This is a genomic window from Streptomyces sp. NEAU-YJ-81 (assembly GCF_017592595.1).
GTDB lineage: Bacteria > Actinomycetota > Actinomycetes > Streptomycetales > Streptomycetaceae > Streptomyces > Streptomyces hygroscopicus_B.
Map to the genome: position 1 here is coordinate 42,908 of NZ_JAGFNO010000013.1, position 20,500 is coordinate 63,407.

Annotated in this window: 21 protein-coding genes; 11 read left to right on the forward strand and 10 right to left on the reverse strand. The window is 70.4% G+C overall.

Annotation, left to right across the window (positions count from 1 at the left end):
• The first annotated feature begins 147 nt into the window (after positions 1–147).
• The gene (locus J5X86_RS26075; protein WP_308124718.1) at positions 148–1,011 is read left to right on the forward strand and encodes a helix-turn-helix transcriptional regulator; all 864 of its coding nucleotides are present in this window, start codon (positions 148–150) and stop codon (positions 1,009–1,011) included.
• 203 nt (positions 1,012–1,214) lie between these two features.
• A complete protein-coding gene (locus J5X86_RS26080) occupies positions 1,215–2,096 on the forward strand; it encodes an aldo/keto reductase (protein WP_208519157.1) in 882 nt (293 codons plus the stop codon).
• A gap of 65 nt (positions 2,097–2,161) precedes the next feature.
• Here J5X86_RS26080 and J5X86_RS26085 read toward each other — a convergent pair whose 3' ends face one another.
• From J5X86_RS26085 to J5X86_RS26095, 3 genes are all read right to left on the reverse strand, one after another.
• Positions 2,162–2,827, reverse strand: coding sequence for an SDR family NAD(P)-dependent oxidoreductase (locus J5X86_RS26085; protein WP_208519158.1), 666 nt, complete (start codon positions 2,825–2,827; stop codon positions 2,162–2,164).
• Between the two features lie 92 nt (positions 2,828–2,919).
• On the reverse strand, positions 2,920–3,297 hold the full coding sequence (locus J5X86_RS26090) for a DUF2255 family protein (protein ID WP_014058483.1): 378 nt from the start codon (positions 3,295–3,297) through the stop codon (positions 2,920–2,922).
• Between the two features lie 128 nt (positions 3,298–3,425).
• On the reverse strand, positions 3,426–4,019 hold the full coding sequence (locus J5X86_RS26095) for a TetR/AcrR family transcriptional regulator (protein ID WP_308124720.1): 594 nt from the start codon (positions 4,017–4,019) through the stop codon (positions 3,426–3,428).
• Positions 4,020–4,155: 136 nt separating this feature from the next.
• On the opposite strand from J5X86_RS26095, the gene J5X86_RS26100 reads away from it, so the two are divergent.
• The gene (locus J5X86_RS26100) at positions 4,156–4,926 is read left to right on the forward strand and encodes an SDR family NAD(P)-dependent oxidoreductase (protein ID WP_208519159.1); all 771 of its coding nucleotides are present in this window, start codon (positions 4,156–4,158) and stop codon (positions 4,924–4,926) included.
• Positions 4,927–4,970: 44 nt separating this feature from the next.
• Here the strand turns inward: J5X86_RS26100 and J5X86_RS26105 are convergent, their stop codons facing one another.
• Positions 4,971–6,536 carry an alpha-L-arabinofuranosidase B gene (locus J5X86_RS26105; RefSeq protein WP_208519160.1) on the reverse strand — a complete coding sequence of 522 codons (1,566 nt, stop codon included), beginning with the start codon at positions 6,534–6,536 and terminating at the stop codon, positions 4,971–4,973.
• Between the two features lie 359 nt (positions 6,537–6,895).
• Here J5X86_RS26105 and J5X86_RS26110 point away from each other — a divergent pair, with 359 nt between their 5' ends.
• Positions 6,896–7,504, forward strand: a complete 609-nt coding sequence (locus J5X86_RS26110) for a 3'-5' exonuclease (protein WP_208519161.1) — start codon at positions 6,896–6,898, stop codon at positions 7,502–7,504.
• Positions 7,505–7,630: 126 nt separating this feature from the next.
• Positions 7,631–8,386: a dienelactone hydrolase family protein gene (locus tag J5X86_RS26115; protein ID WP_208519162.1), complete on the forward strand. Its 756-nt coding sequence runs from the start codon at positions 7,631–7,633 to the stop codon at positions 8,384–8,386.
• Between the two features lie 74 nt (positions 8,387–8,460).
• On the opposite strand, the gene J5X86_RS26120 is transcribed toward J5X86_RS26115, so the two are convergent.
• Together J5X86_RS26120 and J5X86_RS26125 are read right to left on the reverse strand one after the other, a co-directional pair.
• Complete coding sequence (locus J5X86_RS26120) at positions 8,461–9,363, reverse strand: serine hydrolase (protein WP_208519163.1); 903 nt, start codon at positions 9,361–9,363, stop codon at positions 8,461–8,463.
• Complete coding sequence (locus J5X86_RS26125) at positions 9,360–10,262, reverse strand: LysR family transcriptional regulator (protein ID WP_208519164.1); 903 nt, start codon at positions 10,260–10,262, stop codon at positions 9,360–9,362. The genes J5X86_RS26120 and J5X86_RS26125 overlap by 4 nt, the downstream gene beginning before the upstream one ends.
• Positions 10,263–10,432: 170 nt before the next feature.
• Here J5X86_RS26125 and bla point away from each other — a divergent pair, with 170 nt between their 5' ends.
• Positions 10,433–11,392, forward strand: a complete 960-nt coding sequence (gene bla, locus J5X86_RS26130; protein ID WP_208519165.1) for a class A beta-lactamase — start codon at positions 10,433–10,435, stop codon at positions 11,390–11,392.
• 47 nt (positions 11,393–11,439) lie between these two features.
• On the opposite strand, the gene J5X86_RS26135 is transcribed toward bla, so the two are convergent.
• On the reverse strand, positions 11,440–12,192 hold the full coding sequence (locus tag J5X86_RS26135) for a sulfite exporter TauE/SafE family protein (protein WP_208519299.1): 753 nt from the start codon (positions 12,190–12,192) through the stop codon (positions 11,440–11,442).
• Between the two features lie 93 nt (positions 12,193–12,285).
• Here J5X86_RS26135 and J5X86_RS26140 point away from each other — a divergent pair, with 93 nt between their 5' ends.
• Positions 12,286–13,212 carry a LysR family transcriptional regulator gene (locus J5X86_RS26140; protein ID WP_208519166.1) on the forward strand — a complete coding sequence of 309 codons (927 nt, stop codon included), beginning with the start codon at positions 12,286–12,288 and terminating at the stop codon, positions 13,210–13,212.
• 38 nt (positions 13,213–13,250) lie between these two features.
• Here J5X86_RS26140 and J5X86_RS26145 read toward each other — a convergent pair whose 3' ends face one another.
• The gene (locus J5X86_RS26145; RefSeq protein ID WP_308124722.1) at positions 13,251–13,709 is read right to left on the reverse strand and encodes an Rrf2 family transcriptional regulator; all 459 of its coding nucleotides are present in this window, start codon (positions 13,707–13,709) and stop codon (positions 13,251–13,253) included.
• Positions 13,710–13,877: 168 nt separating this feature from the next.
• Here J5X86_RS26145 and J5X86_RS26150 point away from each other — a divergent pair, with 168 nt between their 5' ends.
• Positions 13,878–14,996 carry an NADH:flavin oxidoreductase gene (locus J5X86_RS26150; RefSeq protein WP_208519167.1) on the forward strand — a complete coding sequence of 373 codons (1,119 nt, stop codon included), beginning with the start codon at positions 13,878–13,880 and terminating at the stop codon, positions 14,994–14,996.
• Positions 14,997–15,125: 129 nt separating this feature from the next.
• Here J5X86_RS26150 and J5X86_RS26155 read toward each other — a convergent pair whose 3' ends face one another.
• Positions 15,126–16,496: a cellulase family glycosylhydrolase gene (locus tag J5X86_RS26155; RefSeq protein ID WP_208519168.1), complete on the reverse strand. Its 1,371-nt coding sequence runs from the start codon at positions 16,494–16,496 to the stop codon at positions 15,126–15,128.
• A 141-nt stretch (positions 16,497–16,637) separates the two neighbouring features.
• On the opposite strand from J5X86_RS26155, the gene J5X86_RS26160 reads away from it, so the two are divergent.
• A complete protein-coding gene (locus J5X86_RS26160) occupies positions 16,638–17,027 on the forward strand; it encodes a TraR/DksA C4-type zinc finger protein (protein ID WP_208519169.1) in 390 nt (129 codons plus the stop codon).
• 194 nt (positions 17,028–17,221) lie between these two features.
• Complete coding sequence (locus tag J5X86_RS26165; RefSeq protein ID WP_208519170.1) at positions 17,222–18,190, forward strand: type II CAAX prenyl endopeptidase Rce1 family protein; 969 nt, start codon at positions 17,222–17,224, stop codon at positions 18,188–18,190.
• A gap of 29 nt (positions 18,191–18,219) precedes the next feature.
• Here the strand turns inward: J5X86_RS26165 and J5X86_RS26170 are convergent, their stop codons facing one another.
• The gene (locus J5X86_RS26170; protein ID WP_208519171.1) at positions 18,220–19,146 is read right to left on the reverse strand and encodes an SDR family oxidoreductase; all 927 of its coding nucleotides are present in this window, start codon (positions 19,144–19,146) and stop codon (positions 18,220–18,222) included.
• 187 nt (positions 19,147–19,333) lie between these two features.
• On the opposite strand from J5X86_RS26170, the gene J5X86_RS26175 reads away from it, so the two are divergent.
• Positions 19,334–20,269 (forward strand): D-alanyl-D-alanine carboxypeptidase family protein, encoded by a 936-nt coding sequence (locus tag J5X86_RS26175; RefSeq protein WP_208519172.1) that lies wholly within the window; start codon positions 19,334–19,336, stop codon positions 20,267–20,269.
• The last annotated feature ends 231 nt before the right edge of the window (positions 20,270–20,500 follow it).

Here is a 20,500-nt window from a genome sequence, read left to right on the forward strand (position 1 = left end):
CGTGGCCCGGGGCGTCGGCGGTGTCGCCGCCGACGCCCCGTCGGTGTCTCCACTCTGGGCCGGAACCTCCGGGCCAGCCAGGGCTGTCCCCACCCAGGGGTTGCCAGCCCCTGGCTCGGCCCACCGGCACAGGCGACCATGGAGGGCGTGAACCACTCCGAATTCGCCGCGTTCCTGAAGTCCCGGCGCGACCGCATCCGCCCGGCCGACGTCGGCCTGCCCACCGGTCCGCGGCGCCGGGTGCCCGGGTTGCGGCGCGAGGAGGTCGCCCAGCTGGCCGGGCTGTCCGCGGACTACTACACCGAGCTGGAGCGCGGACGCGGCGCTCAGCCCTCGGCCCAGGTGCTGACCGCCCTCGCCCGGGCGCTGCGGCTGAACGGCGACGAGCGCGACCATCTGTTCCACCTCGCCGACCGCCCCGTTCCCCCGGTGACACACGGCCCGGCCGCGCAGGTCCAGCCGGCCCTGCTCGGCCTGCTGGACCGGCTGGCCACCACCCCCGCCCAGGTCATCACCGACCTGCACCAGACCCTGGTGCAGAACGAGCTGGCCGCCGCGCTGGTCGGCCGTCCCCCTGCGGTCCGCGGGCCCGCGGCGAGCCTCGTCCACCGCTGGTTCACCGATCCGGACGCCCGTGCGCTCTACCCGCCCGAGGATCACCCCCACCACTCCCGGGTCTTCGTCGCCGACCTGCAGGCCGTCGCCGCCCGGCGTGGCGGCGACACCGAGGTACGGCGGATGGTGGCCGCGCTCCGACGCCACAGCGAGGAGTTCGCCACCCTCTGGGACACCCACGACGTCGCCCTCCGGCGGACCGACCACAAGCGCATCGTCCACCCCGCGCTGGGCGTCATCGAGCTGGACTGCCACTCCCTGTTCAGCGAGGACGGCCGCCAGCGCCTGTTGTGGTTCAGCGCCCCGCCCGGCACCGAAGGCGCCGCCCAGCTGGAACTTCTCTCGGTCATCGGCACGCAGGACATGACGGCCGACGAGAACAGCCCCTCACCGTGATCCCTTGTCATTCGGCGCCGGGGCGGCGGCCTCCGGGGCCGGGCACAGCGCCCTGATCGCGCCAACGTGGTGACGTTCGGGGTACGGAGCGAGCACACGGCCCGTCATCGGGAACCCCTGTCGCAGTACGAGCGGGCTTTAACCCATGCCGGGGCACGGCACCGGGCGGGCCCGCCGGTCTCCGACACACACAAGGATCCCGTATGAATGGACCAGCCCCCCTTCTGACCCTGAACAACGGCGTGCGGATGCCCACTCTGGGCCTCGGCGTCTACCAGAGCCCGCCCGACGAGACCATCCCCGCGGTGACGACCGCGATCGAGAACGGCTACCGCCTCATCGACACCGCGGCCGCCTACGGCAACGAGAAGGAGGTCGGTGAGGGCATCGCCCGCTCGGGCATCGGCCGCGAGGACATCTTCGTCATCACCAAGGTGTGGATGACCGACTACGGCTACGACGCCACCCTCCGCGCCTTCGACACCAGCCTCACCAAACTGGGCCTGGACCAGCTCGACCTGTATCTGCTGCACTGGCCGGCCCCGTCCGCGTTCGACACCACGGTGGCCTCGTACAAGGCGGCCGAGAAGCTGCTCGCCGACGGCCGAGTGCGGGCCATCGGCGTGTGCAACCACACTCCCGCACACCTGACCGATCTCATGGCGCGCACCGACGTCGTGCCCGCGGTGAACCAGGTCGAACTGCATCCGTTCTTCAGCCAGCCCGAGCTGCGCGCCTTCGACGTCCGCCAGGGCATCCTCACCCAGTCCTGGTCGCCCATCGGCGGCGTGAACCGCTACGGGGGCGAGAGCCCGGACAAGGTCAGGGACCCGCTCAAGGAACCCACCATCACCGGCCTCGCCGAGAAATACGGCAAATCCCCGGCCCAGATCATCCTCCGCTGGCAGGTCGAGCACGACCTGTGCGCGATCCCGAAGTCCGTCAAACCACACCGCATCGCGGAGAACATCGCGATCTTCGACTTCTCCCTCACCCCCCACGAGGTGGCCGCCATCGACGCGCTCGACACCGGAGCACGCGGCGGTCCCGACCCCGACCACGTCGGGCCCGGCACCTTCTCCTGAGACACCGCGCGGGGCGGCCACCGGGCCGCCCCGCACAGCTCACGGGACACCTCCCCCGGACCGGGTCAGGACTCCAGATCGTCGGCGAAGTGCCGGAAGCCGTGCCGATCCTGGTGCAGGGTCCACAGGGTGTCCGCCAGCACGGCCGGATCCTTCTTCTCGTGTCCGGGAACGATCGCGCCCGGGATGATCAGTTGCGCCACGTGGACGCCCTCGGCGGCGAGGGTGTCGTGCAGCAGCCGGCCGTACGCGCTCTCGGCGGCGAAGGCGATGGAGGTGCCCGCGCGCTCGGGGTGCGGCACCACGGCGGTGCCTCCGTTGACGAAGAGCACCGTGCCCCGGCCCAGGGCGCGCATACCGGGGAGCACCTGCCGTACGGCGGTGACGGGGCCGTACACGGAGAACTCCATCGGGCCCACGAGGTCGTCGGCGGTGGTGTCCAGGACCGGCAGCATGAATTCCCTCTGCGGCACCGGGCTGTACTGCAGAACCTCGATCGGCCCCAGGGCCGCGGCCGCGGCGTCCAGGGCGGCGGTGAGGGCCTTCGGATCGCGTACGTCGGCGGCGAAGCCTCGCGCCGTCACGCCCTCGCCGGTGAGGCCGGCGGCCAGGGCGTCGAGCCGGTCCTGGTCGCGGGAGATGAGGGCGGTGTCGTAGCCCTCACGGCCGAAGCGCCGCGCGACGGCGGCGCCGAGACCGGGGCCGGCTCCGATGATGGCAAGGGTGGTCATGGGTTCTCCGGGTGCTCGGGCGCCTCAGGGGCCGGGGTGTCGCGATGGCGGGGTGTGGTGAAGTCGGTCGTCGGTGACCCGCTCGCTCGCCGTCACCGGGGCACGAGCCTCAGCGTCGTGGCGCGCGCCGTGTCCGCGACCATGGGCTCGACATAGGTTCCGCTGTAGCGGCCGTACTTGGAGCGGTACGCGTTGTCGACCCGGTCGTTGACACCGGGGTCGCCCTCCTCGATCAAGGTGACGTCCCGGTCCACGCCGCCGGAGCGGATGTGGCCCTCGTGGCTCCCGTGGGCGGTGCGCCACCAGGAGCCGCCGGTGCCCCGGTAGGAGCGGACGTAGAGGTCGTCGCCGTCACGGACGACCCAGATCGGCACCGCCGTACGCGGTGTGCCGTCGCCTTGCAGCGGCGCCATTTCCAGCTCGTCCGTCGTCGCGATCCGGTTGAGTTCGTCGCTGGTCCATGTCGTCATCGTCTGCCTCCTTCACGAGTACCCGAAAGGGGAGAATTCCATCTCGGGAGGAAAGCAATCAGGGAGAAAACCTTCCCCCTGGGCGGCCGGCGAACGATGCCCCACCGACCAGTATGCCGAGCGGGAGGTCACCCGGCGAGGGCGGCGAACGCCTCGTCCAGGAGGGCGGTGAGGTCGGGGCGGCCGTCGGAGGCCGTCCAGTGGTCGAGGGCGATGTTCAGGCAGCCCAGTGCGGCGGCGGCCTTCACCGACAGGGCCAGGGGCGTGGGACGCGGATCGTCGCCGGGCCGCTCGGCGAGGGCCTGGGCCAGCACGGGCCGCCAGCCGTTCTGCTTCTCCAGCAGCCGGGCACACAGGGCGGGGGTGTTCCGGACCAGACGGGTCGTCGCGAGGGCGCTGACCGGGTCCCGGCGGTGGTAGGCGATGACGACGTCCAGTGCGCGCCGCAGAGCCGTCCAGTCGTCCTCGTCGGCGGGCCTGGCCCGCAGGGCGTCGGCGGCCCGCTCGCCGTAGGCGTCGAAGGCGCTGAGGACGGCCTCTTCCTTGCTGCCGACGTAGCGCAGGAAGGTGCTGCGCGAGACACCGGCGGCCGCGGCCAGGTCGTTGATGGTGACCTTCTCGAAGCCCTTGCTCCGGAACAGGCCGGACGCCACCTCGGCCAGCTCGGCCCGGATGGCCGCTCGCGCGATGTCTCTCGTGCTCGTACGCGCCGTTCCGTTCACCCTGCGATTCTACCGCTGGGCTGAACCACGATCGCAGTTATGAGATCCGAGCCCTGTTGTGACACCGGGTTCCATGCTAGGAATGCTGATTCACGGTGATTCTTCGGTTCCAGACCTCTGTGAGCGGGAGAGCGGCATGCGAGGACTTCAGGGCAAGAGGATCGTCGTCGCGGGCGGCGCCACCGGGATCGGCGCCGCCACGGCCGAGCGGCTCGCCGAGGAGGGCGCCTCGGTCGTCGTCGGCGACATCAACCTCGTGGGTGCGAAGGCCACCTCCCAGCGCATCGCCGAGGCCGGCGGCACCGCGGTCGCCGTCGAGTTCGACCTCGCCGACGAGGAGTCGATCGGTGCGCTGGTCGACCGGGCCGCCGCCGAGTTCGGCGGGGTCGACGGGCTCTACAACGTCGGCGCCGACCTCTCGGACGACCACCTGGGCCGGGACACCGATCTGCTGGAGATGGACCCGGCCCTGTGGCGGCGCACCCACGAGGTGAACCTCCTCGGCTACGCCCTCACCTGCCGGGCGGTCATCCCACGGCTGCTGGCCCAGGGCGGCGGCGTCATCGTCAACACCTCCTCCGGCGCGGCCTGGGGAGGGGAGCCCCGGCGTCCCGCGTATGCCGCCTCCAAGGCCGGGATCAACGCGCTGACCCGCCATATCGCCTCCCGGTGGGGCAAGGAGGGCATCCGCTGCAACGCCGTGGCGCCCGGGCTGGTCATGGGCGACACCCAGAAGCAGCGGGGCGACCAGCGGCTGCAGGCCATGGCGCTGAAGATCGCCCGTAGTCCGCGGCTGGGCGAGCCCGCGGACGTGGCCGGCACCGTGGCCTTTCTCCTCTCGGACGACGCCGAGTGGGTCAACGGCCAGGTGTGGTCGGTCTGTGGCGGCATGAGCCTGCGCGACTGAGACTCCCCCGAGAGCTGGTACCGGCCAGGGCGCTCTACGGCGACCTACGGCGTCCAGGGTGCGGACACCCGCCAGCTCACGTCATCGGCCCACGACGTGGCGCTGTCGAAGGCGTTGGATCCTCCGTTGGACGCGATGTATGCCTTGTTCTCGTAGTGGCGGATGAACCGGTCGGGGTAGTTGTACGAAGCGAACGAGGTGCCCTGGCCGCTCTTGCCGGTCTGGGGGCAGAACGTCGCGTCGGCCCGGAAGACCGCGGTGCCGTCCATCGGCTGCCGGAGCAACTGGTAGTTGTAGTGCCGCAGGAAGTCACCGGGGTAGTTGCGCGACTCGAACGACACACACGAGGCGTTGGCGAGGCCGCGCCGCACGATCCAGGACGCGTCGCCCTTGTCGAGTGCGGAGCTTCCGGAGGACACCACGGAGGTGACGGCGCTGTTGGCCTGGTGGCGGATGTAGCGGTCGGTGTAGCCGGGGGTGGTGGCTCGCAGGGACATCGTCGAGCCCGCGTTGAGGGTGCCGCCCGCGACCGGGCTGGGCGCGCCGTAGCCCACGGAGACGATGTTGGCCTGCACCGCGTCGTCGGCCGCGTCGGTCGGGACGCCGCTGGTCATCACGCCTTCGAAGAAGGACCCGATGGACCCGTTGCTGTTGTCACCGCCGGTCCCGAGGACGATGGAGCCCTCCTGGTGCATCGGCGAGTAGCCCGGCCTGGACGGCTCCGGCCCCGCGTACTGGGTGGTGAGCTTGCCGGACTGGGCGTTGCCGTCCCTGAGGGCGAAGTGGTTCTGCCCGTTGTTCTTCAGCAGGGCGGTGACGAAGGGCGCCGAGTTGCCGGTGTTCGAGGGGTTCTTGCTGTAGCCGCTGTCCGACTGGAACAGGCCGTTCTCCAGGTCCGCCTGCACCCAGGGTCCGGATCCGCTGCACGGCGGGAACCAGCACTCCGTACCGAAGTTGATGGCGTCCATGTGGCCGTTGCCGGTGTCGGCGATCTGCACTTCGGCGTTGCCGTAGTCGAAGCAGCACAGTCCATTGACGTGGGTGCCGGACGTGACCATGTACATACCCTCGGGCCGGCCGTTGACGGCGACACCGGAGGCCGCGGTGTGCCGGTAGCCCATGCGGCCGGAGAAGGACGCGCCGTAAACCTGGTGGCCGCCCGCGGTCACCGGTAACGCGTCGGCGGGCACACCGGAGTTGGCGGGACCCGCGGTCCCGGCCGGTTCGATGGGCATGTGGTTGTGGCGCGGTGACTGGTCATAGATGACGTTGATGACGCAGGTCGTTCCGGCGCAGAAGGAGTCCTGCCGGGCGGCGTCGGCGTATCCGCCCGCCGTCAGCGTTCCCACGTCGGCCACGCCACCGTCGGAGGCGCGTTTGAGCTGATAGAGCGGGCCGTTGAAGGATGCGTAGAGGGCGCGTGTGGTGCTGTGCGCGGCCACGCAGGGCGTACCGGCCGAGGCGTAGATGTCGCACGGCAGGGACGCCGCGGCCCGGGACGTGCCCGCGCCGCCGGCCAGGAGCCCGAAGACGAGGGCCGCTGTCGTACCCGCCGACAGCAGCGCTTTTCTCACCCTCGCGAGACGCGTGAGACCTGAAGGAACCTTCATGGGGGTGTCCCTCCCCGTGCATGCCGAGTGTTGGATGTCAGGTGCATGTCATTGCTCTGGTTCGATATTTCGTACGTTGACCGTGAAATCGAACCTGACGGTAGGACCGGCGACCGTCTGCGTCAATGGCCATGGACGACCTGGCCGCTCCCGACACGGAACGGCGGGGCAGTTTCCGCACCGCCATGTCATCCGGCGTTCGGACGCCGTTGGGCGCCAAGCCCACCGCCGTCTTCGGCCCCGTCATCGCTCGGCGGCCCACCGGGATCCCGGCCCGGGAAGGTATTCGGAGAGGAGTAGTCTCCTGCGCAGCGGCTCATACGGTTCGTCCGCCCCACGCCGAAACGAGGAGAGACCGGTTGTCGACGTTTGTCGTGTTCGACCTTGAGTTCACCTCATGGTCGGGATCGCTCGAGCAGGATTGGTCGGAGCCGGGGCAGCTTCGCGAAATCGTCCAAATCGGCGCCTTGCGCATCCGCACCGGTCATTCCGCTGACGACCACTCCGTTGTCGAGGAATACGAGGCGCTGGTCAGGCCGGTCGTCAACCCGCGGCTGTCCCCTTTCTTCACCGGCCTCACGGGCATCGACCAGGAAACCGTGGACCGCGAGGGAGTCGCCCCCGCCGAGGCGCTCAGCGACTTCCTGGCGTTCTGCCAGGGCCAGTCCGTGCTCTCCTACGGCAACGACATGGTCGTCCTCGGGGAGAACGTGGGATGGGCCCGGGCGCGCGGGGAGGAGATCAAGAACGGCTTTCTCAGCGCCGGCTTCCTGAATATCCGACCATGGCTGAATAGCGTCGCACCGATAACGGCATCGGCCAACTCCGGTCGGCTATGGGAAGCACTCAATCTGCCCAAACCCGTGGCCGGCAGGGAGCATTCAGCGCTCTTCGACTGTTATTCGATCGCCGCGGCGATCAGACACCTATGCGCCGGTGGGGCCGCCCTGCCCGAGGGCTGCCTCTAGCGGTGGGGCGAATCGGCCATCGCGAGCGTGTCGTCCGACGCGCTGCCGGCGAGTGGCACGATGGCCCGGAGATCTTGGTCGGCGGCGCTCATGCGCGTCGTCCGGTATGTCAGAAAGGAACCCCTTATGACCGCAGTGCGCGGAACAGCCGTCGACATCCCCACCCGGGACGGCATCGCCGATGCCTATCTGGTCCATCCCGACGACACCGACCGCCACCCGGCCGTTCTGCTGTACATGGACGCCTTCGGCCTCCGCCCCCACCTGCGGGGGATGGCCGACCGCCTGGCCGCGGCCGGTTACACCGTGCTGGCGCCCAACGTCTTCTACCGCCACGGGCGTGCTCCCGTGGTGGAGTTGCCCGACTTCCTCGACTTCGCGGCGCGTCCGGAGATCTTCCAGGACATCCTCCCGATCGCACAGGAGCTCACCCCCGAGCGCGCGATGAACGACGCCGGCACCTATCTGGACTGGCTGGCCTCCTGCCCGCAGGCCACCGACGGGCCCGTGGGCATCACCGGCTACTGCCTGGGCGCCGGGCTGGCCCTGCGTACCGCCGGAAGCTACCCCGACCGCGTTGCCGCGGCGGCCGGTTTCCACGGCGGCAACCTGGCCACCGAGGCACCGGACAGCCCGCACACGGTGGCCGGACAGGTCACCGCCGAGCTGTACTTCGGACACGCGGACCAGGACCACTCCCTTCCGCCCGAGCAGATCGAGCGCCTGGACAAGGCCCTCACCGAGGCCGGTGTCCGCCACCGCGCCGAGGTCTACACGGGCGCGCAGCACGGCTACACCCAGGCCGACACCGTCTCCTACAACGCCGAGGCCGCCGAACGCCACTGGGAGGCCCTGCTCGACCTCTTCGGCCGCACCCTCTGACCATGGCTGGTGACCAGCCGCCTCGGGCTGGTCACCACCCTCCGGCGCTGGTCACCACCCTCCTGCGACAGGGCCTAGAGCTGCCGGAGGTGGTCACGCAGGGTGCGGGCCACCTGCGCCATGAGGGCGTCGGCGCCGGGCTGGGTGCTCGCGGGCACGAGTGACTCGGTGAGCACGGCGATGGCGAACGCCTGACCGTCGGAGTGCTCGACGATGCCGATCTCATGGCGGAGGTTGAGGAGGGTGCCGGTCTTGGAGGACCAGGTGGTGGCGTCGGAGCTGAAGTCCGGGGCGAGCCGGTGCCGCAGCACGTTGTGGGCCATGAGGTCGCGCACGTGCAGCGCCACGTCGGGATGGATTTTCGACGGTGTCCACAGGGCCCCGAGCAGGTCCACCCAGGCGCGTGCGCTGCCGGTATTGGCGCGGGTGGTGTCGAGTTGCGGCACCCGGTGGCCACGGCCGCTGGTGCCCGCGTCGATGGCGAGGGCGTGGGCGAGATGCACCTGCTCGGCGTCGAAACGCTCCACGGGGGTTTCGGTCAGTTCGCGCATACCGTGCCGGACGGTGATGCCACGCAGCCCGAGTTCCTGGAGGATCTCGGCGACCTGGGCGGGCGGGGTGAGGTCGAACAGCGCGTCGGCCGCCGTTCCGTCACTCACAGACGTGCTCAGGTAGAGCAGATCCTCGATCGCGATCCGGGCGGGGTGGCGGAACCGGCTCAGCCCGGTGGGACCGGGCGTGGTGATCCGCCCCGGGGGTACGTCGAGCATCGTCGCTCCGTCGAGTTCGCCGCGCCGCATGCGCTCCGCCGTCGCCAGCGCCAGCGGGACCTTGACCAGGGAGGCCGACGGCAGCTGGGCGTCCGGGTCGATCCCCAGCTCGTCCCCCGTGTGGAGATCCCGTACGAGCAGGCAGCCGTGCAGTCCTCCGTCGCGCAACTGCTCGCGCAGATCCCGCAGCAGTGTCTCGGTGCTCACGCTTCCGTTCCTTCCTCGGTGTCCGCCCGGGTGTCCGCGCCGAGGCAGCGGGCGATGGCGCCGCCCAGGCGCCCTTCGATGGGCTGCGGATTGCCGTCCGCGGCGGCGGCGAGAGCGAACCCCCGGCCGAGCGTGATCTCGCCGATGGGCCGCCACTTCAAGGCGAGTTCCGCCGCCTGCGCGGGAGAGCACAGCAACAGGTCCCGGGTGCACAGGACTTCGGCGGCGGCGGTTGTCAGGTCGGTGGCGGCCATGAGCTGGGCGGGCCGCAGACCGACCGCGTCGCGCAGCCGGGTCAGCGGATCGCGGATATGCGGCACATCGTCCTCCGGCTGGATCCAGATACGGCGGGCCGGGCCCGGAGCGGCCCGGCCGACCCGCAGCGTTTCGAGATAGACCCGCCGCACACCGGGATCCCGGACTCCGGCGAGCCCGAGCGGCACGGACCACGTGGCCTCGCCCGCGGGCACCGCGAGCAGGGCGGCCCGCACCTGCTGCGCGTGGATGAGCTCCAGGCGCTGCGCCGGCGCCGCCACGCGGAGATCGAGCGTGATCCCGTGCCCGCGTGCCTCGGCGACGAGGCGGGCCAGACCGGCCGTGGAACAGATGCCGGGCACTGCGAGCCGCCACGGCTTGCGCTTGGCGGCCTCGGCCTCGTGCAGCAACACATCGGCCGCCTGTACGAGCTGTCTGGCCACCGGCAGCATCTCCCGCCCGAAAGGGGTGAGTACGGCCCGCCGTGAGGTGCGCTCGAAGAGCTGCTCACCGAAGCGCTCCTCCAGAGCGGCCACGCGACGGCTGGCCACCGACTGGGACATCCGGGCAGCGGCCGCCCCGACGGTGAAGCTTCCACGCTCGCTCACGCTGACGAACGCCCGGCACGCTCCCACCAGATCCACATCCGCACTCTATGCCAGATCAGCATGAAGAAGCGCATGAGCGTATTGGACCGCATAGCCGCCCGACGGCGAAGGTGATCCCGATGCCCACGGCCGCGCCCCGGCGAGGGGCCCGGTCGTTCCATCCCCTGTGCCCCTGCGTGACGGGGGCCCAACCGGAGGTCAGGATCATGCGATTCCCCCGTGCCCGGCACACCGCCCTCGGCGCGCTCACCGCGCTCACGCTTCTCGTCCCGCTGACGGCCTGCGGCCAGGACGGATCCTCGGACTCATCGAGGTCGTCGAGCACGTCGAGCGCGTCGTCCACGTCCACGGATCTGGCGGCGAAGGCGGGCACGGACCCGGCGTCGTTCACCGGCGAGTTCAAGAAGCTGGAGCGCTCCTACGACGCGCGGCTGGGTGTCTACGCCATCGACACCGGCACCGGACACGAGGTGGCCTATCGCGACGGTGAGCGGTTCGGCTACGCCTCCACGTTCAAGGCGCTGGAGGCCGGTGCGGTGCTGCGGAAGGTCAAACTGGGCGGGCTGGACCGGGTGATCAAGTACTCCAAGGACGATCTCGTCGACAACTCCCCCGTGACCGAGAAGCACGTCGACACCGGGATGAGCCTGGGCGCGCTGTGTGACGCCGCCGTCCGCTACAGCGACAACGCGGCGGCCAACCTGCTCTTCGACGAGCTCGGCGGGCCCAAGGGCCTCGACGCCACGCTCGAGAAGATGGGCGACGACGTCATCCAGATGGACCGCCGTGAGCCGGAGTTGAGTCGCTGGGTCCCCGGTTCCACCCAGGACACGAGCACCCCGCGGGCGATGGCAAAGGATCTGCGCGCGTTCGTGCTCGGCGATGTCCTCGGCGACGGAGAGCGCGCACAGCTCACGAAGTGGCTGCGGACCAACACCACCGGGGACGCGCTCATCAGGGCCGGGGTGCCCAAGGACTGGCAGGTCGGCGACAAGACCGGAAGCGGCAGCTACTACGGTGGCCGCAATGACATCGCGGTGGTGTGGCCGCCCGACTCCGCTCCCATCGTCGTGGCGATCATGTCGAACCGCGGTGACAAGGACGCCAAGTCCGACGACAAGCTGATCGCGGACGCGGCGCATGTCGTGGCCGACACGCTGTCGTAGCACCCCTCCCCCGCTCATCCGCTCCCCTGCGGGGCTGAGTCACCTGCTCAGCCCCGGAGGAAGTACAGGACGGTCATGGTGACGGCGGTGGTCAGAACGGCGCCGCGCAGCAGCCACGCGGGGAGACGACGGGCGATGTGCGCTCCCGCCACCCCGCCGGCCACCGCGCCGACCAGCATGGTGATGAGCACAGACGGTGCGCTCAGCGCGTCCGAGGCGATGAGGAACAGCCCGGTCGCGCTGAGATAGATGGCCGCGAGCTGGGCGACTCGCATCGGGTTGCCGGCCGAGGTGTCGAGGCCGAGGCCGATGCTCCACACGGCCAGCATCATGATGCCGACGGCACCGCCGAAGTAGCCGCCGTACACGGCGAGGAGGAACTGGCCGATCAGGACGGTCCGGGGGCTCATGCCGACCGCATGGCCCTTCGCGTCGCTCACCACACGGGAGACATGGCGCCCGAAGGCGAGGATCACCGTGGCGAAGGCGAGCAGCCAGGGCACCGCGGCGTCGAACGACACCGCGGGCAGCGTCAGCAGCAGACCGGCACCGAGCCCGCCGCCGATCACACTGACCACGGTCAGCGCCCGCGTGGACGTGCCCCCGACGGGGGTGAGGTCGCGCCGGTAGACCCACGCGCTCGCCACGGTCCCGGGTACGAGGGCCACGGTCGAGGAGGCGTTCGCCGTCACGGGGGACAGACCGGCCGCGACCAGGGCGGGAAGCGCCACGAACGTGCCCCCGCCGCCGACGGCGTTCAACGCCCCGGCGGCCACACCCGCCAGCAGAACAATCACCATCTCGGACACCCGCCGAGCATCGCCCCACGGCCCGTGGGCGCACAATGCGTGATCCACGTAGCCTGCGCAAGGCTGTGCCATAGGCTCGTCAGGGTGCGTTATGACCTGGACGACCTGCGGCTCTTCCTTCACATCGTGGCGGAGGGCTCGATCACGGCGGGCGCCCGCCGGATGCATCTGAGCCTCCCGTCGGCCAGCGCCAGGGTGCGCTCGCTCGAACACCACGCGGGCGTGGCCCTGCTGATCCGTGGCCGGCGGGGGGTGCGCCCCACCCCGGCGGGGACCGCACTGGCCCGCCACGCACGCGATGTGCTCGCCCAGACGGCGCGCCTCGAAAGCGCCGTGGCGAGCTACGCCCGGCCCCCGACCGCGCCACTGACCCTGCTGGGCGGCGGCTCGGCGATGCATCACCTCGTACCGAGGGCCCTGGTCTCGTTCCTCCGCGCGCACCCGGACGTCGACGTCACGGCGTCCGAGAGCCGCACCCCACGGACCGTGCGGTTGCTCGCGGACGGCGAGGCGGACCTGGGTGTCGTTCTCGACACCGAGGCCCGCGACTGCGGTCTCACCATGGAACCCCTCTGCGATGACTCCCTGGTGGTGATCGGCCAGTCCGGCGGGATCCTCGCGGGGCGCACCACGGTGGCCTACCGCGAGGTCGCCGAGCACCCGCTCGTGGGGCTCGACGCGGGCTCCTCGCTGCGGCGCTCGATCGAGAAGCACCTGGGTCCGCACGCTCCAGCGGTGCGGTACCGCACCACCGTCGCCCACCTCCCCACCCTTGTCTCCCTCGCGGCCGCCGGTGTGGGACTCGCGGTCGTGCCACGCCGCGCCATCGCCCCCGGCCGGCCACTCGATGTGTGCGAGCTCCAGGATCCCTGGGCACGCCGCACCCATCTGCTGGCCTGGGGCGAGAAGGCGTCGCGGACCTCGTCAACCGCCACCGCGGCACTCGCCGAACACCTGCGCCAGGCGGCCGGGTCCGAGCCGGACGGGGGCACTGGCGTTCCGGCGATGTGAACGCGAGGCTCGGGGAGGCGAGGCTCGGGGGAGGCGAATCAGCGCTGTCGCGCGCGTCCCGTATCGAGGCGGCGCAGTTCACGCACACTGTCCGCGAGCGTGCGGTCGCCCAGCGAGTCGAGCACCGCTTCCTCGGCCTCCGCGGTGAGCGCGGCGAAGTATTCACCGGCGTGTGCGGTCACCTGGCACACGGGCTCCACTCCGGGCGAGCAGGCCCACAGTGGCTTGTCACCGACGGCGCAGCGGTAGACCTCCGCCAGGGTGATCCGGTCGGTCGGCCGCCCCAGCCTGGCCCCACCGGTGCGGCCCTTGACGCAGACGACCAGCCCCTCCTCCGTCAGCGGGACGAGGAGCTTGCGGACCAGGCTCGGGTTGGTGTTCAGCACGCGGGCCAGCTCGGCGGAGCTCAGCGGTGCGCCGTCGTCCTCGGCGGCGACCGCGAGGAAGAGCATCAGCTGCAGCGCACGGGAGAACCGGATGTCCAACAAGGTCTCCACCTCCGCGCACAGATCGTGGCACAGCCTACTCGACGGTGCCGTTCCGCCGTTTCCCTAAAATGTAATTGATACGGTTGCAGTTTACGCCATGAAAACTGTACCTTTCAGATTCACACTTTCGAACTCCGGGGAAACCACCCCGGAACGACACGGCAGGAGAGCGACACGGTGAACACCCGCGTGGCCACGCCACTGTCCCGCCCGTTCGCACTGGGCTCGGCCAAGTTGCCGAACAGGATCGTCATGGCACCCATGACCCGCAGACAATCCCCCGATGGCATTCCCGGTGAGGACGTCGCCGCCTACTACGCGCGCCGGGCAGAGGCGGGGACCGGCCTGATCATCACCGAGGGCACCACCGTCGACCACCGGTCCGCCGGTTTCCTCGATGGCGTACCCCGGTTCCACGGCGAGGAGCAACTCGCCGGGTGGCAAAAGGTCGTCGACGCCGTGCACACACACGGTGGCGCGATCATGCCCCAGCTCTGGCACGTGGGAATACAGCGGCCCGCGGGAGCCCCGCCGTTCCCCGACGCCCCGTCCGTGGGACCGTCCGGGATCGCGCTGGACGGCACGCCCGGAGCGGGCGGGACGATGACCCTCGCCGACATCGACGACGTCATCGGCGCCTTCGCCAAGGCCGCACGGGAGGCCGAGCGGATCGGTTTCGACGGTGTGGAACTGCATGGCGCGCACGGCTATCTCATCGACCAGTTCCTCTGGGAGCGCACCAACCGGCGCGCCGACGGCTACGGCGGCGATCTGGCCTCGCGTACCACGTTCGCCGCCGACCTGGTGGCCGCCATCCGCGAACAGGTCGCGCCCGACTTCCCCGTCGTGCTCCGGTTCTCCCAGTGGAAGTCCGAACACTACGACGTCCGGCTCGCCGAGAACCCCAAGGAACTGGAAGCCGTGCTCACCCCGCTGGCGGAGGCGGGGGTCGACGCGTTCCACGCCTCCGGACGCCGCCACTGGCAGGCCGAGTTCCCCGACACGGGATCGGACCTGAACATCGCCGGATGGGCAAAGAAGGTCACCGGCAAGCCCGTCATCACCGTCGGCTCGGTCGGTCTGGACACCGTCTTCCAACCCGGCTCCCTCTCCGGTGCGAACGCGGCCGTGGACACCATCGAGCGGCTCCTCGACCGTCTCGAGCGGGACGAGTTCGACCTCGTCGCCGTCGGACGCGCACTGCTCGCCGACCCTCAGTGGGCCGACAAGGTCCTGAACGACCGGATGAGCGAGCTCATTCCGTTCAGCCAGGACTCGGTGGCGTCCCTGCACTGAGCCGAGCCCCCGCTCGGGTGACGCGGCGGGGAGGGAATCGGCGCCGGCCGGCACGGGGGAGTCCGGCCGGCGCCGAGCACGGGGTGTGCGGGTAGTTTAACATTTCACCACCGCCCCGCATTCCCGGTACTAGCCGGTGGCACAGACGCCGCCGTTGAGGGTGAAGGCGGTCGGCGCGGAGTTGGTGCCGTCCTTGTCGGCGGTGAAGCCGAGGGTGACCGCGCCACGGGCGGGGATGGTGGCGGTGTAGGAGGCCGGGGTGACGGTCACCGCGGCGCCGGCCTGCCGGGGTGTGCCGCCCCACATATTGGTGATGGCCTGGCCGTTGGCGAAGGTGAACCCCAGGGTCCAGCCGGTGATGGCGGCGGCGCCGGTGTTGCGGATGGTGATCTCGCCCTGGAAGCCGTTGCCCCATTCATTGGCCACGCGGTAGCCGACCGTGCAACCGGCATCGGAGCCACCGCCGTAGATGGTGGCCTCGCGGGAGGTCTCGGCGATGCCGTCGGGGCCGTTGAAGACGCGCTTGCCCCAGTCGGTGAGCTTGGTGGGGTCGAAGTCGGTGGCCAGGTCCAGGATGGGATCGGTGTTGCCGCTCCAGGACCAGGCCAGGTAGCCCAGCTTCAGCCGCTGGGCGGTGGCCATCATGGTGTTCTCGTCCGGATCGCCCCACTGGTCGGAGGGCCCGCCGAACTCGCCGATGAGGATGGGCAGCCTGGCGGCCACGAAGGCGTTCAGATAGTCGGTGATCTCCTGCGCCGTGTCGTAGACGCTGTACATGTGGATCGAGAAGATCAGGTTGCCGGTGGAGTCGGCGTCGTAGACGGTCCGCGCGTTGGTGCGCATCACGTTCTGCAGGTCCTGTCCCCAGTTGGGCGCGTCCACCATGATGGTGTGCTGGAACCCGGCATTGCGCAGCTTCTGGACGGCGGCGACGGTGGGGGCGGTCCAGCCGGCCGGGTCGGTGTTGCCCCAGGGTTCGTTGCCGATGTTGATGACGACGTAGTTCTCCTGGCCGGTGAGCACGCTCTTGAGGCCGATCCAGTAGTCGGCCGCCTGGTCGAGCGAGGCGGCCGCGGCATCCTCGCCATAGCCGGTGGTGTCGTGCACTTCCAGTACGCAGATGAGCCGATTGGCCTTGCACTGGGCGACGATGGCGGCCACGTCCTCGGGGCTGTTCTTGGCCCAGCGGTGGCCGTTGGAGAGGACGACCCGGACGGTGTTGGCGCCCAGGGCCTTGATGTCGGCCAGCGACCGCGTCTCGCCCGGATACCAGGTGTGTGCGTGGTTGACACCGCGCATGACGAAGTCGTTGCCGTTGCCCTCCAGCAGGCGGCCGTCGCTGATGTGCAGCCCCGTGGCCAGGGGGGCAAGGGGGGCAAGGGGGGCCAGGGGGGTCTGCGGGCGGGCCGGCTCGGCATGGGCGGTCCGGCCGAGACCCGCGATCCCGAGAAGGCTGACCAATAAGGCCAGTAAGGCGGCCAGAGATCTCTTCCGTCTCATCATGACTCCAAGGAGTGGGCGTGTGATGGCATCCGCAACAGCGAATTTGGGAGCGCTCCCATCCATTGCATCGCACCCCGGAGACGTCAAGACTTCCGGTGCGAACCGGAATGCGGACGGGGGCGCCGAGGTTATGACGGCATGAGCGATTCATCCCGTGATGCCGCTCTGTCTCGGGCCGAGCGCGCGGCCATCCGTGAACGGCTGGTGGCCGAGCACGCCGGCACCAGGGAGCGGATCGCGGCCCTGAACCGTGAATTCGAGGGGATCGTCGCGTCGAACGCCCTGGTGGCGGTCGACGACGAGCACGACCCGGAGGGGTCGAGCACCGCCTTCGAGCGGGCCCATGTCGCCGCCTTGCTGGCACAGGCATGCGATCATCTGACCGCGCTGGACGAGGCGCTGGAGCGGCTGGACCGCGACGACTACGGGCGGTGCGCGGTGTGTGGCGAGCCGATCCCGGCGGAACGCCTGGAGGTGCGCCCGGCGGCGGACACCTGCGTACGCTGCGCGACCGCCCGCCCCCGCTGACCGGCGCGGTGTCGAGCGGCTCCCGCGAGCGGACGGTCGGCTTCGTGGGCGGTCCGCCCCGGCCGGTGGGCTCAGACCACGGACGCGCGGTACGCCGAAGGATGTATGGGCGGTTTCATCAGTAGCTACGAGCTTCGTGGCGATGTGGGACGTGAGGATGGCTGGAGTCACCGCACTTCCCGGAGGACCTCCCCATGACCGAGCCGCACACCGGTACGCCCGCCCCCTCGACCGCCGCCGCCCTGCTCCGGGCGCTGACCGGTGGTCTGGTGATGGCCACGGCACTCGGTGTCGGCACGGCCCTGGGTCCGGTCGGCGCCGACGCCCTCGGCCTCACCGGCTTCGCGGCCCGGGTGCTACCGGGCGCGCTGGTCACGGCGCTGGCCGTGCCACTCGTACTCCTCCTCCTACACCGGGGGCGCCGGTCCCCTGCGTTGCTCGGGTTCGGCGGGGCGGGCGCGAGCCTGCGTGCGCTGCTGACCGGGGTAGGGGTGACGGCGGCAGCGGCCGCCCTCGTTCTCGGCGCGGGTACCGCCGCGGGCATGCTGCGCTGGTCGCGTATCGAGCCCGCCACCCTCGCCGAGTTCATCCTCTCGAACGGGGTGGTCGCCTTCCTGCTCGAAGCCCTGCCGGAGGAGACGACCCTGCGCGGCTACGCGTGGACCTCACTCCGCACACGGTTCGGCGCTGCCGTGTCGGCCCTCGGCACGACGGCGGTGTTCCTGCTGGTGCCGGGGGCATCGACCGTGGTCGGGGCCGCGACCACGCATCTGGTCGGCGGCGATCCGGAACCGATCGGGTTCGCACCGGACGGGCAGAACCCCGTCGACTACCTCATCCTCCTGACCGTGTTCGGACTGACGCTCGTCGCGGCCCGGACGGCCGTGGGCCGGGCTCCGCTGTGGGCCGCCATCGGCACCCATCTGACCTTCCTGACCGTCAACCGGATCGTGCTGGAGGGCGACCGGCGCGGTGCGGGCTGGCACACCGAGCAGACGACACCGGACGCGGTGCTGCTCGTCCCCGCCTATCTGCTGCTGGCCATTGCCGGTTTCGCGGTGTGCCGACGGGCCGCGCGACGGCGTGGCGCCGAACCGTGGCGTGGCGCCGAACCGCCCCGGGCGGTGGCAGAGCGGCCAGAACACCCGGCGCCACGTGCGTGACGCGTTGATCAGCCCTGGCGGGATCTCTGTCAGGTCGCGGTCCAGCTGTCGGGCTGCGCCCCGTCGATGTCGGTGAATCCGTACTCCCTGGCGAGCTCGGCGGAGCTCACCGACCGCTGGTTCCACCTCGCCCGGTCGGGATCGGCGGCCAGCGCGGCGATGGCGCGGCCGACGTAACGAGGGGACTCGGAGGACGCGAAGCCTCCGGGGGCCGTCGGGCGAGCCTCGCCCCTGTCCGGCAGCAAGGCGTCACGCCAGTTGTCCTCGCCGACTCCGTAGGCGTCGAGCATCATCTCCGAGCGCAGCCAGCCCGGTGTGATGGCGACCGCCGTCGCCCCGTACGGCTCCAGCTCATGGCCCTGGGAGAAGGCCAGCCGGTTCACCGCGGTCTTCACCAGGTCGTAGAAGACCGAGATGCGATACCGGTCGGCGTTGTACGCGGCGGTGCCGTCGGTCATCTCGACGAGCAGACCACCCGGCTTGCCGATCAGCAGCGGCAGCAGGTGATGCGAGGTGATCAGGTGGGTGTCCAGACCGAGCCGCAGAATGCGCAGCCCGTCGTCGAGGCTGTGTTCCCAGATCGGGGTGTTCCAGTCGGCGGGCCCGCCCTTGAGCCGCTCGGCGCCCCAGATGTCGTTGACCAGGACGTCGATGCCGCCGTGATCGTGGCGGATGCGCTGGGCCAGCCGCCCGACCTGCCCGGAGTCGAGATGGTCGGTGCGGATGGCGATGCCGGTGCCACCGAGCCGCGTGACGAGCTCGGCCGTCTCCTCGATCGTCTCGGGCCGGTCGTAGTCCGACCCGTCCCTGCCCGACACGCTGCTGCGCCCGGTGCAGATGACGGTGGCGCCGGCCTCGCCCAGCGCGGCGGCGATCCCGCGCCCGGCACCGCGGGTCGCCCCGGCGACGACGGCGACACGTCCGCGCAGTACATCGTGATCGAGTGTCCGGCTCACCCGATGAGTGTCGCAGACCGACGGGCGCACGCACCGGACCGCACGGCCGTGGCGGATCAACCGTGCTGGTGCGGGGAATAGTTGTTTCCCCGATGCCATCGCTTGGCCGATACCCCGAAGCGTGGCCGCGTTTCGCCCGGTGAGACGATGCGCTCGCTCAATCTTCAACAACCGAAAAGGAGGGCGAATGCATAAACGTCGTGGAATCGTGACCCCCCGCTGGAGAGTCGCGGCGGTCGCGTCCACGGTGGCCGTAGCGATCGCGGTCCCGGTGGCGATGGCCCAGGCTTCGGCCGAGCCGCCACCGGAGGTCAGCGCCCAGGGCGCCTACCTGCTCGACACCGGTTCCAACAAGGAGCTGATGGCCAAGGACGCCAACACCAAGCGTCCGATGGCGAGCACCACCAAGATCATGACTGCCCTCGTGGTGCTCGAGACCCGAGGTCTGGACCTCAACCAGCAGGTCACCGTCAAGCAGGAATACCGCGACTATGTCACCAAGGCGGGCGCCAGCACGGCGGACCTGCAGACCGGTGACAAGCTCACCGTCAACCAGTTGCTGTACGCGTTGATGCTGCCGTCCGGCTGTGACGCGGCGATGGCGCTGGCCGACACCTTCGGCACCGGCGACACCACCGCCGAGCGCACCAAGTCCTTCATCTCCAAGATGAACGCGAAGGCGAAGGACCTGGGGCTGGCCAACACCAACTACGACTCCTTCGACGGTGTCTCGGCCGACAGCGACAACTACTCGACGCCCCGTGACCTGGCGCAGCTGACCCGCCGCGCCATGGACAACGCGACGTTCGACACGGTTGTCAAGTCGGTGTCCACCAAGCAGGAGGCACCGGCGGCCAACGGCAACACCCGGTACTACTCCTGGGACAACACCAACCAGTTGCTGGGCTCGTACCAGGGCGCGATCGGCGTCAAGACCGGGACCACCACCCCCGCCGGACCCTGTCTGGTGTTCGCCGCCAAACGCGGTGACAAGGAGGTCGTGGGAGTCGTGCTCAACGACGCGGACCGCTACCCGGACGCGAAGAAGATGCTCGACTGGACGTACGACACCACCACCGAGGTGAAGTGGCGCCAGCTTCCCAAGGGCGCCCAGCGGGACTGATCCACAAGCCCCGCGAAGGCGACAGCACGGTGCCCCGGCCGGACTCGTTCCGGCCGGGGCACCGGTGCTTGGGCGCCCGCACCCTCGGATTTCCTTGGAGTACGGGAGCGGGCGCGGGGAAGGCGCTGGTCGGGAGAGCCGAGGGTCAGGGGCGGGCGCACCGAAGAAAGCGCGCCCGCCCCGGGGGTTCCCGCCGTGCCACGGCCTGCTTTCCGCTGCCGCCACTGGGCT

What these genes read in the sequence shown, in the direction of transcription:
- J5X86_RS26090 (WP_014058483.1), bottom strand. Translation starts at nt 3,297, where the DNA reads ATGACGACATGGACCAGCGACGAACTCAACCGGATCGCGACGACGGAC.
- J5X86_RS26160 (WP_208519169.1), top strand. Translation starts at nt 16,638, where the DNA reads ATGAGCGATTCATCCCGTGATGCCGCTCTGTCTCGGGCCGAGCGCGCG.
- J5X86_RS26155 (WP_208519168.1), bottom strand. Translation starts at nt 16,496, where the DNA reads ATGAGACGGAAGAGATCTCTGGCCGCCTTACTGGCCTTATTGGTCAGC.
- bla (WP_208519165.1), top strand. Translation starts at nt 10,433, where the DNA reads ATGCGATTCCCCCGTGCCCGGCACACCGCCCTCGGCGCGCTCACCGCG.
- J5X86_RS26100 (WP_208519159.1), top strand. Translation starts at nt 4,156, where the DNA reads ATGCGAGGACTTCAGGGCAAGAGGATCGTCGTCGCGGGCGGCGCCACC.
- J5X86_RS26115 (WP_208519162.1), top strand. Translation starts at nt 7,631, where the DNA reads ATGACCGCAGTGCGCGGAACAGCCGTCGACATCCCCACCCGGGACGGC.
- J5X86_RS26085 (WP_208519158.1), bottom strand. Translation starts at nt 2,827, where the DNA reads ATGACCACCCTTGCCATCATCGGAGCCGGCCCCGGTCTCGGCGCCGCC.
- J5X86_RS26135 (WP_208519299.1), bottom strand. Translation starts at nt 12,192, where the DNA reads ATGGTGATTGTTCTGCTGGCGGGTGTGGCCGCCGGGGCGTTGAACGCC.
- J5X86_RS26080 (WP_208519157.1), top strand. Translation starts at nt 1,215, where the DNA reads ATGAATGGACCAGCCCCCCTTCTGACCCTGAACAACGGCGTGCGGATG.
- J5X86_RS26175 (WP_208519172.1), top strand. Translation starts at nt 19,334, where the DNA reads ATGCATAAACGTCGTGGAATCGTGACCCCCCGCTGGAGAGTCGCGGCG.
- J5X86_RS26105 (WP_208519160.1), bottom strand. Translation starts at nt 6,536, where the DNA reads ATGAAGGTTCCTTCAGGTCTCACGCGTCTCGCGAGGGTGAGAAAAGCG.
- J5X86_RS26165 (WP_208519170.1), top strand. Translation starts at nt 17,222, where the DNA reads ATGACCGAGCCGCACACCGGTACGCCCGCCCCCTCGACCGCCGCCGCC.